The sequence below is a fragment of the Nocardia sp. NPDC056564 genome, from assembly GCF_042793755.1.
Lineage (GTDB): Bacteria > Actinomycetota > Actinomycetes > Mycobacteriales > Mycobacteriaceae > Nocardia.
In genome coordinates, this window is sequence record NZ_JBHTUR010000020.1 from 37,767 (window position 1) to 51,203 (window position 13,437).

Sequence of the window (13,437 nt, forward strand, 5' to 3'; positions counted from 1 at the left end):
GTCTCATAATGGGACTACCTGAAGGAGCGGGCATGACCACAGCCGATGCGGCCGCGGATCAGTACACGGCGCTGGCCCGAGTGCTCGACGAACGCTGGACCTGCCGGCAGTTCCGGCCCGATCCGGTGCCGCGGCCGGTCATCGAGACGCTGCTGCGGCTGGCCCAGCGGACCGCCTCCTGGTGCAATACCCAGCCGTGGCAGGTCGCGCTGACCGAGGGCGCGGGCACCGAACGGTTCCGCGCCGCATTGCTCGCGCACGTCCGAACCGCAACGCCGGAACCGGATTTCCCGTTTCCCGCGCAGTACACCGGGGTGTTCCGGGACCGCAGGCGCGAATGCGGGATGCAGCTCTACGACAGCGTCGGCATCAGCAAGGGCGACCACGAGAAGACGATGCGGCAGGCGGTGCGCAACTTCGAACTGTTCGACGCGCCGCACGTGGCGATCGTGACCACCGAGGCGGATCTCGGCGTGTACGGCGCCGTCGACTGCGGCCTCTACCTGGGCAACTTCCTGCTCGGCGCGCAGGCCCTCGGGCTCGGCGCGGCACCGCAGGCCGCGCTGGCGTCGTATTCGCCGTTCCTGCGCGACTACTTCGGCATTCCGGACACTCGCCGGGTGGTCGCCGGGATCTCGTTCGGATATCCGGACACCGAGCATCCGGTCAACGGATTCCGCACCGCACGCGCGGACCTCGATCAGGTCGCGACCTGGTTCACCGACTGATCCGCCGGCGCTAGCAGTCCGGGGCCCGCCTCGGGCCGCACATCGCGTGCGGTGAGTTCCGTGCCGCACTCGTCGCAGCCGAGGGTCGCGTGGGCCTCGCCGGTGCAGCCCTGGTGGGTGTAGCGCACGGGCGGGCCGTCGGGGGCCAGGTAGGTGTCGCCCCAGTCCCGGATGGCCATCAGGATCGGGTAGATGTCGTGGCCCTTCTGCGTGAGCCGGTACTCCTCGTGCGCGCCGACCTCGGCCTTGCGCTTGACCAGGATCTCGTGCTCGATCAGCCGATCGAGCCGGTCCTGCAGGCGGCTGCGGGAGATGCCGAGCGCGCTCTGGAAGCCGTTGAAACGGCGGATGCCGGAGAACGCGAACTTCAGGATCAGCAGGGTCCAGCGGTCGCCGAAGATCACGAGCGGGCGCGTGATCGAGCACGGCACGTCGGCAAGTTCTTCGTAGCGCACTTCTCGATGCTACCGAGCGGGGCTGCGCCGACAGCCGTTCATGACGTCGCCGCCCGCAGCGTTCGGCATTTCCGCAACGACGCGATCGCCGAGCGGGTTCGCCGGTGGGTGTTCACGGTGCCGCCTTATCCAGCGCGTACTCCGACATCGGATCGGAGTCCGCCAGGGGCGCGACGTCCACCCCGTCGAGCACCTTGCGCATTCGTTCGGTGTCCAGCTGGCCTTCCCACTTCGCCACGACAAAAGTGGCGACACAGTTGCCGAGCAGGTTCACCGTGACCCGCATCGAGTCCATGATGCGATCGGCGCCGAGCAGGAGGGCGACGGCGGCGACCGGGATGGAGCCGTGGCCGATGGCGGTGATGGTGGCCGAGAGCGCCAGAAACGACGAACCAGGCACGCCCGCCATGCCTTTCGAGGTCAGCATCAGCACGCCGACCGCGGTGAGCTGCTCCCAGAGACTCAGGTCCACGCCGAGCGCCTGCGCCAGAAACAGCACGCAGATGGACAGATACAGCGTCGCACCGTCGAGGTTGAACGAATAGCCGGTCGGCACAACGAGTCCCGTGGTCGCCTTGGAACAGCCCGCCTCGGTGAGCTTGATCATGATGCGCGGCAACACGACTTCGGTCGACGCGGTGCCGAGCGCGAGGAACAGTTCATCCTTGATGTACCGGACGAACTTCCACAGATTCACCCCCGCGAACACCCGCGCAACCACCGCCAGGATCACCAGAAACAGCAGTGCCGCAAGGTAACAGCAGGCGATGAGCTTGCCGTAGCTGCCGAGCGAGGACAGCCCGTACTGGCCGACGATGTAGGCCATCGCACCGAACGCGCCGAGCGGGGCCAGCCGCATGATCCAGCCGATGACGGTGAAGAAGATCCGCCCGATGTGGTCGATCCCCTCCAGGATCACCGGCGGGCCGTGTTCGCCGAACTTGGCCAGCGCCAACCCGAACAGCACCGCGAAGAACAACACCTGAAGCAGCGCGTTCTCCGCGAACGCCGAAACCACCGACGCCGGAATGATATTCAACAGGAAGTCGACCGTATGCGGCAGTTCACCGTTACCGGTCTTCTTCGCGATCCGTTCCGCGCCGGTCGCCAGCGTCTGCGGATCGATGTCGAACCCGGCCCCCGGCTTCACCAGATTGCCGACCACCAACCCGAACAGCAGCGCGAACGTGGTGACCACCTCGAAGTAGATCAACGCCTTCACGCCGATCCGCCCGACCGCCTTCATGTCCCCCACATGCGCGATCCCGAGCACCACGGTGCAGAAGATGATCGGCGCGATCACCATCTTGATCAGTTTGATGAACCCGTCCGCCAACGGCTTCAGATCCGCACCGACCCCCGGCCAGCACGCCCCAACCACGATGCCCGCCACGATCGCCACCAGCAGCTGCACGAACAACGACCGGTACCAGGGTGGCTTCCGCACGGTCGGCGCTGCTGCTGCGGAGTCGATGGTGAAGCTCATCCGCGAACCGTACGAACCTCATGTATCCGACCGATGTCCCCGATGTTGCCGCCCGAAAACCCCGCAGATATATCCCCCCAGCTGCGGGCACCGAGCTTTGCACACCTGGTTGTTCCACCACACACCGCTCAACCTGCGGCGAGGTGTGCGAGGAATCAAGCAAGCGTGCGCAGAAATGGTTGCCGGAAAACGACAGTGGGCTCCGGGTGTATCCGGAGCCCACCGTTCGACGCTCGGATCAGAGCGGGATGTTCTTCAGGTGGCTGGCCCGCGCCGGTGCGGCGGCCAGGGCGGCGGCGATGATGCTGCGCGTCTTGGCCGGGTCGATCACCTGGTCGACCACGCCGATCGCGACCGCACGCTCGACGCCACCGGCGATGCGTTCGTGCTCGGCGGTCAGGCGTTCGTGCAGTGCCTCGCGCTCCTCTTCCGGGGCGGCGGCGAGCGCCTTCTTGTGCAGGATGCCGACGGCAGCCTTGGCGCCCATCACCGCGACCTCGGACCCGGGCCACGCGTACACCGCGGTCGCGCCGAGCGCGCGGGCGTTCATCGCGATGTAGGCGCCGCCGTAGATCTTGCGGGTGACCAGGGTGACCCGGGGAACCCGGGCTTCGGCGAAGGCGTGCAGCAACTTCGCACCGCGACGCACCACGCCCTCCCACTCCATGCTCACGCCCGGCAGATACCCGGGAACGTCGGTGAGCACGATCAACGGGATACCGAACGAATTGCACAGCCGCACGAAACGCGCTGCCTTCTCGGCACTTTCGGAGTTCAAGCAGCCGCCGAGCCGAATCGGGTTGTTCGCCAGCACACCCACCGTGCGCCCGGCCAACCGGCCGAGACCGGTGACGATGCTGCGCGCGTACCCGCCTTGCAGTTCCTCGAACGAACTCTCCCCATCCACGTTGTCGAGCAGTTCGTGGATGATCGGCTTCACGTCATAGGCGCGCTTGGCCGACTCGGGCAGCATCGCCTTCAGATCGACGTCGCCGTGCTCGGCCGCGACCAGATCGAACTCGCCCTGCTCAGCGAACATCGACACCAGCCGACGCGCACGATGCACCGCATCGGCCTCGTCGTCGGCGACGATGTGCGAGACACCGGACTTCTTGCCGTGGGTGACGGGTCCGCCGAGGGTCGCCATGTCGACCTGCTCGCCGGTCACACTGCGCACCACATCCGGGCCGGTGACGAAGATGCGGCCCTCCGGGGCCATGATCACGATGTCGGTCAGCGCGGGGCCGTACGCGGCGCCACCTGCGGCGAAACCGACAACCACGGAAATCTGCGGGACCAGCCCGGACGCGCGAACCATGGCCTCGAAGACCAGTCCGACGGCGTGCAGAGCCTCGACCCCCTCGGCGAGCCGTGCCCCGCCGGAATGCCAGATACCCACGATCGGCACACCGGATTCGATGGCGGTGTCGATCGCGTGGACGATGTGCTTGCAGCCCTCCACACCCATCGCACCACCCATCACGGTGGCATCCGAGCAGTAGGCCACGGTGCGCACACCATCGACCTCACCGATGGCGGCGAGCACACCGGACTTGTCCCTGGGGTGCAGCGGAAGGATCGTGCCGGGATCGAAGAACCGCTGTAGTCGGCCGAGTGGATCGCGCGGATCCAGGTCCGTCCCCTGTTGCAACGCGGGAGCGATAATCGTCATCGCGTTCTCTCCTCACCTCGATGAGCGCGCCGCCACTGCGGCCGCACAAATGTGGAAACCCCGGCGGGTTCGGACCTGCTGGCCCGATCCCGCCGGGGTCGTCGTGCAGTCGATCCGGCGCTGTCGTTACGCCCGACCGAAGGCGAGCGCCACGTTGTGCCCACCGAAACCGAAAGAGTTGTTGATCGCGTACTCGATCTCTTGACGACGAGCCTCGCCGTGCACCACATCCAGATCGATCGCCGGATCCTGGTTGTCCAGGTTCAGCGTCGGCGGGACGATGCCGTCCCGGATGCTGAGCACCGTGAGTACCGACTCGAGGGCGCCGACAGCGCCGATCGAGTGTCCCAGTGCGGATTTCGGGGCGTACACCGAAGCGTGCTTGCCGATCGCCAGGTTGATCGCGTTCGCCTCGGCGGTATCACCGATCGGCGTCGCGGTCGCGTGCGCGTTGACGTGCGTGATGTCCTTCGCGGTGAGACCAGCGGTCTGCAGCGCTCGGGTCATCGCGCGGGCCGCACCGACACCATCGGGGGCGGGAGCGACCAGATGGAAACCGTCGGACGTGATACCGGCACCCAGCAGACGAGCATGGATGGTGGCACCGCGCGCCTTGGCGTGCTCCTCGGTCTCGACGACCATCAGCGCGCCCGCCTCACCGAAGACGAAACCGTCGCGGTCCTTGTCGAACGGACGCGAGGCACCCTTCGGATCGTCGTTGCGGGTGCTCATGGCGCGCATCATGCTGAACGCCGCGATCGGCACCGCGTCGATGTAACCCTCGACACCACCGGTGACGACCATGTCGGCATCGCCCATGACGATCATCCGCCATGCGTTGGCGATGGCCTCCGAACCGGACGAGCATGCCGAGACCGGAGTGACCACTCCTGCCCTGGCCTTCAATTCGAGACCGACAACGGCCGAGGGGCCGTTCGGCATGACCATCTGCACAGCCAACGGCGAAATCTTGCGATAGCCACCGCTCTTCAGCTTGTCCACCGAGTCGATGAGGGCGTCGCCGCCACCCAACCCGGTGCCGATGGCCACACCCAGCCGTTCCGGGTCGACCTCCGGGCTGCCCGCGTTACGCCAGACTTCGCGACCGAGCACGGTCGCGAGCTGCTCGACGTACGCCATGCGCCGGCACTCGACTCGGGTCAGCAGGGTCTCGGGCCGAACCTTCAGGTGGCCGCCGATGCGGACCGGAAGGTCGTATTCCTCGACGAAGGAATCCTCGAGAACGTCGATACCGCTCTCGCCGTTGAGGAGTCCCTTCCACGTCGCATCGACATCACCAGCGATCGACGTGGTCGCCGCCAGGCTAGTGACGACGACGTTGGGGAAGTTCCCGTTCAAGGTGGAAGGAGTGGTCACAGTGTCAGCCCTACTCGGCGTCGAACTTGGCCTTGAGCTCCGCGGCGGCTTCGCTGTTCTCCGCCTCGAGCTTCTGGATGTAGCCGACAGCGTCGCCGACCGTCTTCAGGCTGGCCAGATCCTCGTCCGGGATCTTCACGCCGTACTTGTCCTCGGTCTGAACCGCGATCTCGACCATGGACAGCGAGTCGATGTCCAGGTCATCGACGAAGGACTTCTCGATCGTCACCTCGGAGGGTTCGATACCCGTCACCTCTTCGATGATCTTGCCGAGTTCCTCGACGATTTGTTCCTGGGTCAGAGCGGCCACTTCGTGGCTCCCTTCTTGTTCTTTTTGTAGGGCGTGTACTGGTTTTTCGGATCGAGACGGCCGAAGGTTACGTCCGCTCGGTCACAACCGTGCATATCGATGCATGGCTGCGCAGGAAAACTAGCCGGAGATGCTCACCCCGGCCAACGCGGGGAGGTCTTCCGGGGTCTTCAGGGCCACTGTGCGTGTGCCCTTCAGCTCCCGTTTCGCAATGCCGACGAGGGTGCCCGCCGGTGGCAACTCTGCCACCATGGAAACCTCTGCCCGCCTTACGGTTTCGGTGCACAGATCCCATCGGACGGGCCGGGTGACCTGGGCAGCAAGCTTGTTGATCGCGTCACGACCCGAGGTGACCGGCTTGCCGTCGAAGTTCGACAGCAACGTCCTGGTCGGGTTGTTCGGCACGATCTGCGATATGGCATCGGTCACAGCCTCCTGTGCCGGCGCCATGAACGCCGTGTGGAAAGCACCCGCGACGGGCAGCGCGCGAATCCGTGCCTTCTCCGGCGGGTTCGCGGCGAGTTCCGCCAGCGCGTCCAACCGGCCCGCGGCCACAATCTGGCCCGCCGCGTTGCGGTTGGCCGGAATGAGGTCGAGCTCTGCGAGCCGTGCGAGCACGGTGGCCTCATCGCCACCGAGCACCGCGGACATGCCGGTCGGCTCCAACGCGCACGCCTTGGCCATCTCCGAACCACGGATGGCGGCCAATCGCACCGCGTCATCCGGGGAGATGACCCCGGCGACAGCGGCGGCGGCGAGTTCACCGACCGAGTGCCCGGCGACGATGGTAGCGGCCGGAAGTGAATCCGTGGGGATTTCCGCATAGGCGAGCAACGCGGCGGCCACGACGAGTGGCTGGGTCACTGCGGTATCGGTTATCTCCTCCGCCGTCGCGGTGGTGCCGAGGCGAACCAGGTCGAGCCCGGAGGCCATCGACCAGAGGATAAGCCGGTCACGCGCGCCAGGGAGATCGAGCCAAGGCGCGAGCATGCCGGGAGTCTGGGACCCCTGTCCAGGGGCGAACAACGCGATCACTCCCTAAGAGAACACTGTGAGGCGCCTCGCCGGAGATGTCGACGCGAATGAAGCTTGCCCTCACGTTTTGTGGGACTCCCACAAAACGCCACGTGGGTCGATCAGATCGAACGTCCCACGATTTCCGTTACAGGCCCTCTTCGCCCACCGTGAAATGAGTGGCCTCTGGGGTTGGTGTTGACGTTTCGTTACGGGTTCGTGTCAAACGACCCACGGTGGCGGCGATTCTGAGCACGTAGGCGTCCCGCGGATTCATCGGATCACGTCCCGTGATTTCGGCAATCCGTTTGAGGCGGTAGCGAACGGTATTTGGATGGACGTACAACTGACGCGCGCACGTCTCGACGGCTCCACCGCAATCCAGATAGGCCTCGAGCGTGTCCGCCAGTGACGATCCCGCCGAGGCCAACGGAAGGACAAGATACTCGTTCAACGCGTCGATCGCAGCTCGATCGCCGAGCAAAGCGCGTTCCGGCAGCAATTCGGTCGCATGCACCGGGCGTGGCGCGCCCCGCCAGCCCACCACGGCCTCCATCCCGGCCAGCGCCTCGACCGCGCTGGCGTGCGCGGCGCCCAGCGTGCGGGTGGTCGGGCCGATCACGACGGGACCGTCGGAGAAGACGTCGGCGAGCAGGTCGGCCAGGAACGGCGATATATAAGAGGAGTCGCCGAGGTGGCCGCTCACGACCATCACCAGGCGAGTTCCCTGCACTACCGCGAGTGCGGCGCGGCCGTGCCGCGCCGCGATCGCGTGCACCGCGCCCACCGACGACACACCTTGCTCGCCGGGTGGGGTGCCGACCAGCACGGTGGCCGGCGCGGTGGCGTCCCAGTTCAGGGTGGCGGCCCGGGACAACATGTCCGGCCCGGTGTCACCGCGCACCACGGCGTCGACGACCAGCGCCTCCAGCCGGGTGTCCCACGCGCCGCGGGATTCGGCCGCGCTGGCGTACACCGAGGCGGCGGCGAAGCCGAGCTCACGCCCGTAGCGCAACACCGCCTCGGTGAGCGCGACCAGCTGCCGGTCGTTGCGCGCCAGCGCGGGCAGCCACTGTTCGAAGAACTCCATGGCCACCCGGACCATGTCCACGGTCTGGCGCAGCGTCAACCGCCGCGCCAGATCCTGCGGGATCACCTGGAACGCGTCGAGGCTGAACCGGATATCGCTGTCCGGGTCCTGTAGCCATTCCAGGAAGTTCACCACCGCGGTCTGCACCAGCATCTGGACGCCGGCGCGCTGCGCGGCGTCCAGATCGGCGAAGAACGGCAACCGATCCTGCATCGACCCGACCGCCTCGGTAGAGAGGCGGCCCGAGAACTGCTTCACGCGTTTGAGCAGCGTGTCCGGTAGTGGGTCGCGGGTTTGCCGGTTCGGGGAGAGCGCGCCCGTCGGCAGATACACCTCGTGCTCGGAAGAGCCCTCGGAGATCCGTCGCGGCCGCGGCGGTTTACGGTCCACCATCCAATCGTCCGCTACTCGCCGTCCCCGTCGGAACTCGAGGCGTTCTTCGGCGCGGCGTCGACGTCATCGATGCGGTACTTGCTCGCGGCCTCGATCACCTTGGCATTGTCGATCTTTCCCGCCTTCGCGAGACCCGACAGCGCCGCTACCACGATCGATTGCGCGTCCACATTGAACACCCGGCGGGCCGCGGCCCTGGTGTCGGAGAAGCCGAAGCCATCCGTGCCGAGTGTGATGAAGTCGCCAGGAACCCACTTGCGCACCTGATCCGGAACCGCACGCATCCAGTCCGTCGCGGCGACGAACGGACCCTCGGCGCCGGAGAGCGCCTCGGTGACGTACGGCGTGCCGTGATCCTCGTCCGGGTAACGCAGTGCGGCGATCTCGCGCTGCAAGGCCTCCTTGCGGAGTTCACCCCAGGAGGTCACCGACCAGACGTCGGCCTGCACGCCCCACTCCTCGGCAAGCAGCGCCTGCGCGCGCAGGCCGTCCGGCACGGTGACGCCGGAGACCAGGATCTGCGCCCGCACCTCGCCTTCGCCGCCGGGCTTGTACAGGTAGATGCCCTTGAGCAGGCCGTCGATGTCGACGCCTTCCGGCTCGGCCGGCTGCTGGTACGGCTCGTTGTAGAGGGTGATGTAGTAGAAGATGTCCTCGCCGCCGAAGCCGCCGTCCGCCTTGCGGGTGTCGGTGCCGGGCACCGCGTACGGACCCGGTTCCGGGGTGCCGCCGCCGTACATCCGGCGCAGGCCGTCGCGGATGATGTGGGCGATCTCGAAGGAGAACGCCGGATCATAGGTGACCACAGCCGGATTGGTGGACGCGAGCAACAGCGAGTGCCCGTCGTTATGCTGCAGGCCCTCGCCGGTGAGCGTGGTTCGCCCGGCGGTTGCTCCGAGCACGAATCCGCGCGCGAGCTGGTCCGCCGCGGCCCACAGACCGTCGCCGGTGCGCTGGAAACCGAACATCGAGTAGAAGATGTACAGCGGGATCATCGGCTCGCCGTGGGTGGAGTACGAGGTACCCACCGCGGTGAACGACGCCGTCGAACCGGCCTCGTTGATGCCCTCGTGCAGGATCTGCCCGACCGAGCTCTCTTTGTAGGCAAGCATCAACTCGGCGTCGACCGATGTGTACAACTGGCCGTTTCGGTTGTAGATCTTCAACGAAGGGAACCACGAGTCCATACCGAAGGTACGGGCCTCGTCCGGGATGATCGGGACGATCCGCTTGCCGATCTCCTTGTCCCGCAGCAGCTCCTTCATCAGCCGCACCAGCGCCATGGTGGTGGCGACGGCCTGCTTGCCCGAGCCCTTGCGCACCGACTTGTACGCCTCGTCGCCCGGAAGTTGCAGCGGCTTAGCTGTGGTGCGTCGTTCGGGCAGGAACCCGCCGAGTGACTTGCGCCGGTCGAGCATGTACTGGATCTCGCGCGACTCCATGCCCGGGTGGTAGTACGGGGGCAGGTACGGATCCTTCTCCAACTCGGCGTCGGTGATCGGAATCCGCTGCAGGTCCCGGAAGTCCTTGAGGTCCTGCAGGGTCAGCTTCTTCATCTGGTGCGTGGCGTTGCGGCCCTCGAAGTGCTTGCCGAGGGTGTAGCCCTTGATCGTCTTGGCCAGGATCACCGTGGGCTGACCCTTGTGCGCCATCGCGGCCGCGTAGGCGGCATACACCTTGCGGTAGTCGTGGCCGCCGCGCTTGAGGTTCCAGATGTCCTGATCGGACAGGTCCTGCACGAGCGCCTTGGTCCGCGGGTCACGACCGAAGAAGTGGTCGCGCACGTAGGCGCCGTCGTTGGCCTTGTAGGTCTGGTAGTCGCCGTCGGCCGTGGTGTTCATCAGATTCACCAGTGCGCCATCGCGATCCGCGCCGAGCAGCGCGTCCCACTCGCGGCCCCAGATCACCTTGATGACGTTCCAGCCCGCGCCGCGGAAGAACGACTCCAGCTCCTGGATGATCTTGCCGTTGCCGCGCACCGGGCCGTCGAGCCGCTGCAGGTTGCAGTTGACCACGAAGGTCAGGTTGTCCAGGCCCTCCAGCGCCGCGACGTGCGCGAGGCCGCGCGATTCCGGCTCGTCCATCTCGCCGTCGCCCAGGAACGCCCAGACGTGCTGATCGGAGGTGTCCTTGATGCCGCGGTCGTGCAGGTAGTGGTTGAACCGCGCCTGGTAGATGGCGTTCATCGGGCCGAGACCCATGGACACCGTGGGGAATTCCCAGAAGTCCGACATCAACCGCGGGTGCGGGTACGACGGCACGCCGTGCCCCGGACCGCCGTGACTGTATTCCTGCCGGAAGCCGTCGAGCCGGTCGGTGCCGAGCCTGCCCTCGAGGAACGCGCGGGCGTAGATGCCCGGCGAGGCGTGCCCCTGGATGAAGATCGAATCGCCGCCGCCGGAGTGATCCTTGCCGCGGAAGAAGTGGTTGAAGCCCACCTCGTAGAGCGCCGCCGAGGAGGCGTAGGTCGAGATGTGGCCGCCGACACCGATGCCGGGGCGCTGGGCGCGATGCACCATGATCGCGGCGTTCCAGCGGATCCAGGCACGGAAGCGCCGCTCCACCTCTTCGTCGCCGGGGAACCACGGCTCGTTCTCGGTGGGAATGGTGTTGACGTAGTCGGTCGACGTCAACGCGGGGATGGCGACACGGCGTTCACCGGCCCGCTCCAACAGTCGGAGCATGAGGTAACGCGCTCGGCCGGGGCCCTCACGGTCGAGCATTTCATCGAACGACTCGAGCCATTCGCTGGTTTCCTCCGGGTCGATGTCCGGTAGGTAGGACGCCACCCCTTCGCGGATAACCCGAACACGCTCGGTCGGCTGGACTTGCGATCCGTTCGGATCACGGCCGGCCGGGGCGGCGGGATCGGATCCAGCGGGTTGCGCTGGAGCGGAAGAGTGGATCAGGTCGGTCAAATCTGCTCCTCGTACAGGGGTGGACATGCGGATAGCGTCGGTATCCCCGAGTGATGGCGCGTGGGTTTGCGTACCACTCGTTTACGTAAGGTCGGGGCGCACCCTCCATCCTTGCCGATGGTGTGCCCCAGGTCATCATGTCAGCAGGAAATCCAGTACCGTGCGCTGGGCAACATGAGCCGAGGCCGCGATAGTTTTCCAGCGCCAGCGAGGCGCACGTCATACGGGAGGACGATGAAGACGCTGGACCCGCGCGGGTTCGGATTGGTGTGCGCGACCGGAGCGGTCGTTGTCGGCTTGGTCGTGGCCGGCTGCGCGAACCGGGTCGAGGGCACGGCCAACCCCAACACCGCTGATCTGGCGGCCTACAAGACCGAGGCGGCAGCCTCGTCGGCCGCCGCCACCTCGTCCAAACGCGCTGCGGCGCAGGACCGGGCGATCACCGACAACTGCGCGCAGTTCCCGACCACCACCGGCGTCGGGGTCTCCAAGTACAACGAGTTCATCGACGCGCACGACGCCAACGCGCCCGACTACGCCGCCAAGCGCGAACTCGCCGCGTCAACCCTCGATGACGCCGCGAACAAGGTGGAGACCGGAGTCAACACCGGCAAGGACGCGCTGCCGCCGGAGCTCGCGGCAAAATTCACCGATTACGTCACAGCGGCCCGGGCGCTGTCCGCCGAGACCCGCAAGATGACCTACACCGCGCCCGTCGGGCCGCTCAACGACGCAAGTAGGCGGGTCAACGACGCGCGCAACGCTGTTCGCGACGCCTGCCCGAAGCGCTGAAACGATCCATGACACAACATTGTCACGCGACATTCCGGGCCATTTTCTGCGGATCGGCTTGCGCTGGCGGCAATAACCATGTTCGCTTGCAACTACCTATTGTCGGGAGTTGAGGAGGACACCACCGTGGTCGCCGCGGCGGACGCGCAGAACTACGCTCAGAAGCTTGGCATTACACACGGCTTGGTTGTCCAGGAATTGGGCTGGGACGAGGACGTCGACGACGACTTGAGAGCCGACGTCGAGGAGGCCATCGGCAGCGATCTTGTCGATGAGGATTCCGATGAAGTAGTCGACGTCGTGCTGCTCTGGTGGCGTGACGGGGACGGTGATCTGGTCGACGCACTGATGGATGCGATCGGTCCACTCGCCGACGAAGGCTTCGTCTGGGTACTCACGCCCAAAACCGGACATCCAGGACACGTAGAACCGAGCGAAATCGCAGAATCCGCACCGACCGCCGGTCTGACTCAGACCTCGGCGATCGCTCTGGGTAGCTGGGCGGGTAGCCGCCTGGTGCAACCGAAGGCGCCCTCGAAGCAGCGCTGACCCACCTTTCGCTATGGTGTCGCCGGGCGGTGATCGCGCCGCCCGGCGGAAACCCGACACGATGGAGGATTTGCGATGCCGCTCGAAGTTGGCACTGTCGCGCCGGATTTCACGCTCAAGGATCAGAACAACCAGGACGTCAGCCTGTCGGACTACCACGGCAAGAAGAACGTCCTGATCGTCTTCTACCCCCTCGCCTTCACCGGCATCTGTCAAGGCGAGCTGTGCAAGGTGCGAGACGAACTGCCCAAGTTCCAGAACGACAACGCGGAGATCCTCGCCATCTCCGTCGGCCCTCCCCCGACCCACAAGATCTGGGCGGCCGAACAGGGCTACGTCTTCCCGTTGCTCTCCGACTTCTGGCCACACGGCGCCGTCGCCCAGGCCTACCAAGTCTTCAACGAGAAATCCGGCTACCCCAACCGCGGAACCTTCGTCGTAGACCGTGAGGGATACATCCGATTCTCGGAGATGAACGGCCCCGGAGAGCCCCGTGACCAGGCGGCTTGGGAGAAAGCGCTCACCGCGCTAGATTCATAACCCGGTCGGCAACGATCGAGGGCGTATAGCTCAGCGGTAGAGCTCTGGTTTTACACACCAGCGGTCGGGGGTTCGAACCCCTCTGCGCCCACAACTGAACACACAGCTAGATT

Annotated in this window: 12 protein-coding genes and 1 tRNA gene; 5 read left to right on the plus strand and 8 right to left on the minus strand. The window is 66.1% G+C overall.

Features of this window, described 5'->3' with window-relative positions; genetic code table 11:
• Nucleotides 1-32 precede the first annotated feature (32 nt).
• The gene (locus tag ACFQ9K_RS35655) at nt 33-728 is read left to right on the plus strand and encodes a nitroreductase (protein WP_378723798.1); all 696 of its coding nucleotides are present in this window, start codon (nt 33-35) and stop codon (nt 726-728) included.
• Here the strand turns inward: ACFQ9K_RS35655 and ACFQ9K_RS35660 are convergent.
• From ACFQ9K_RS35660 to aceE, 8 genes are all read right to left on the minus strand, one after another.
• Nucleotides 701-1,183 (minus strand): winged helix-turn-helix transcriptional regulator, encoded by a 483-nt coding sequence (locus ACFQ9K_RS35660; protein ID WP_378723795.1) that lies wholly within the window; start codon nt 1,181-1,183, stop codon nt 701-703. The two genes, ACFQ9K_RS35655 and ACFQ9K_RS35660, sit on opposite strands and share 28 nt — an antisense overlap.
• 112 nt (nt 1,184-1,295) lie before the next feature.
• Complete coding sequence (gene dctA, locus ACFQ9K_RS35665) at nt 1,296-2,669, minus strand: C4-dicarboxylate transporter DctA (protein WP_378723792.1); 1,374 nt, start codon at nt 2,667-2,669, stop codon at nt 1,296-1,298.
• A gap of 238 nt (nt 2,670-2,907) precedes the next feature.
• Nucleotides 2,908-4,341, minus strand: a complete 1,434-nt coding sequence (locus ACFQ9K_RS35670; protein WP_378723790.1) for an acyl-CoA carboxylase subunit beta — start codon at nt 4,339-4,341, stop codon at nt 2,908-2,910.
• 126 nt (nt 4,342-4,467) lie between these two features.
• A complete protein-coding gene (locus ACFQ9K_RS35675; protein WP_378721908.1) occupies nt 4,468-5,718 on the minus strand; it encodes a KasA/KasB family beta-ketoacyl-ACP synthase in 1,251 nt (416 codons plus the stop codon).
• 10 nt (nt 5,719-5,728) lie between these two features.
• On the minus strand, nt 5,729-6,028 hold the full coding sequence (gene acpM / locus ACFQ9K_RS35680; protein ID WP_150408150.1) for a meromycolate extension acyl carrier protein AcpM: 300 nt from the start codon (nt 6,026-6,028) through the stop codon (nt 5,729-5,731).
• A 120-nt stretch (nt 6,029-6,148) separates the two neighbouring features.
• Complete coding sequence (locus tag ACFQ9K_RS35685; RefSeq protein ID WP_150408149.1) at nt 6,149-7,063, minus strand: ACP S-malonyltransferase; 915 nt, start codon at nt 7,061-7,063, stop codon at nt 6,149-6,151.
• Between the two features lie 127 nt (nt 7,064-7,190).
• Entirely contained in the window at nt 7,191-8,525 is a 1,335-nt protein-coding gene (locus ACFQ9K_RS35690) for a CdaR family transcriptional regulator (RefSeq protein ID WP_223885810.1), read from the minus strand.
• Nucleotides 8,526-8,536: 11 nt separating this feature from the next.
• A complete protein-coding gene (gene aceE / locus ACFQ9K_RS35695; RefSeq protein WP_378721907.1) occupies nt 8,537-11,443 on the minus strand; it encodes a pyruvate dehydrogenase (acetyl-transferring), homodimeric type in 2,907 nt (968 codons plus the stop codon).
• Nucleotides 11,444-11,677: 234 nt separating this feature from the next.
• Between aceE and ACFQ9K_RS35700 the strand changes: the two genes are divergently transcribed.
• The 4 genes from ACFQ9K_RS35700 (at nt 11,678) to ACFQ9K_RS35715 (ending at nt 13,415) form a co-directional block, all read left to right on the plus strand.
• On the plus strand, nt 11,678-12,235 hold the full coding sequence (locus ACFQ9K_RS35700) for a hypothetical protein (protein ID WP_378721906.1): 558 nt from the start codon (nt 11,678-11,680) through the stop codon (nt 12,233-12,235).
• Nucleotides 12,236-12,361: 126 nt separating this feature from the next.
• Nucleotides 12,362-12,784 carry a DUF3052 domain-containing protein gene (locus tag ACFQ9K_RS35705; RefSeq protein WP_378721905.1) on the plus strand — a complete coding sequence of 141 codons (423 nt, stop codon included), beginning with the start codon at nt 12,362-12,364 and terminating at the stop codon, nt 12,782-12,784.
• A gap of 75 nt (nt 12,785-12,859) precedes the next feature.
• Nucleotides 12,860-13,324 (plus strand): peroxiredoxin, encoded by a 465-nt coding sequence (locus ACFQ9K_RS35710; protein ID WP_378721904.1) that lies wholly within the window; start codon nt 12,860-12,862, stop codon nt 13,322-13,324.
• A 19-nt stretch (nt 13,325-13,343) separates the two neighbouring features.
• Nucleotides 13,344-13,415 (plus strand) — tRNA-Val (locus ACFQ9K_RS35715).
• Nucleotides 13,416-13,437: the final 22 nt, after the last annotated feature.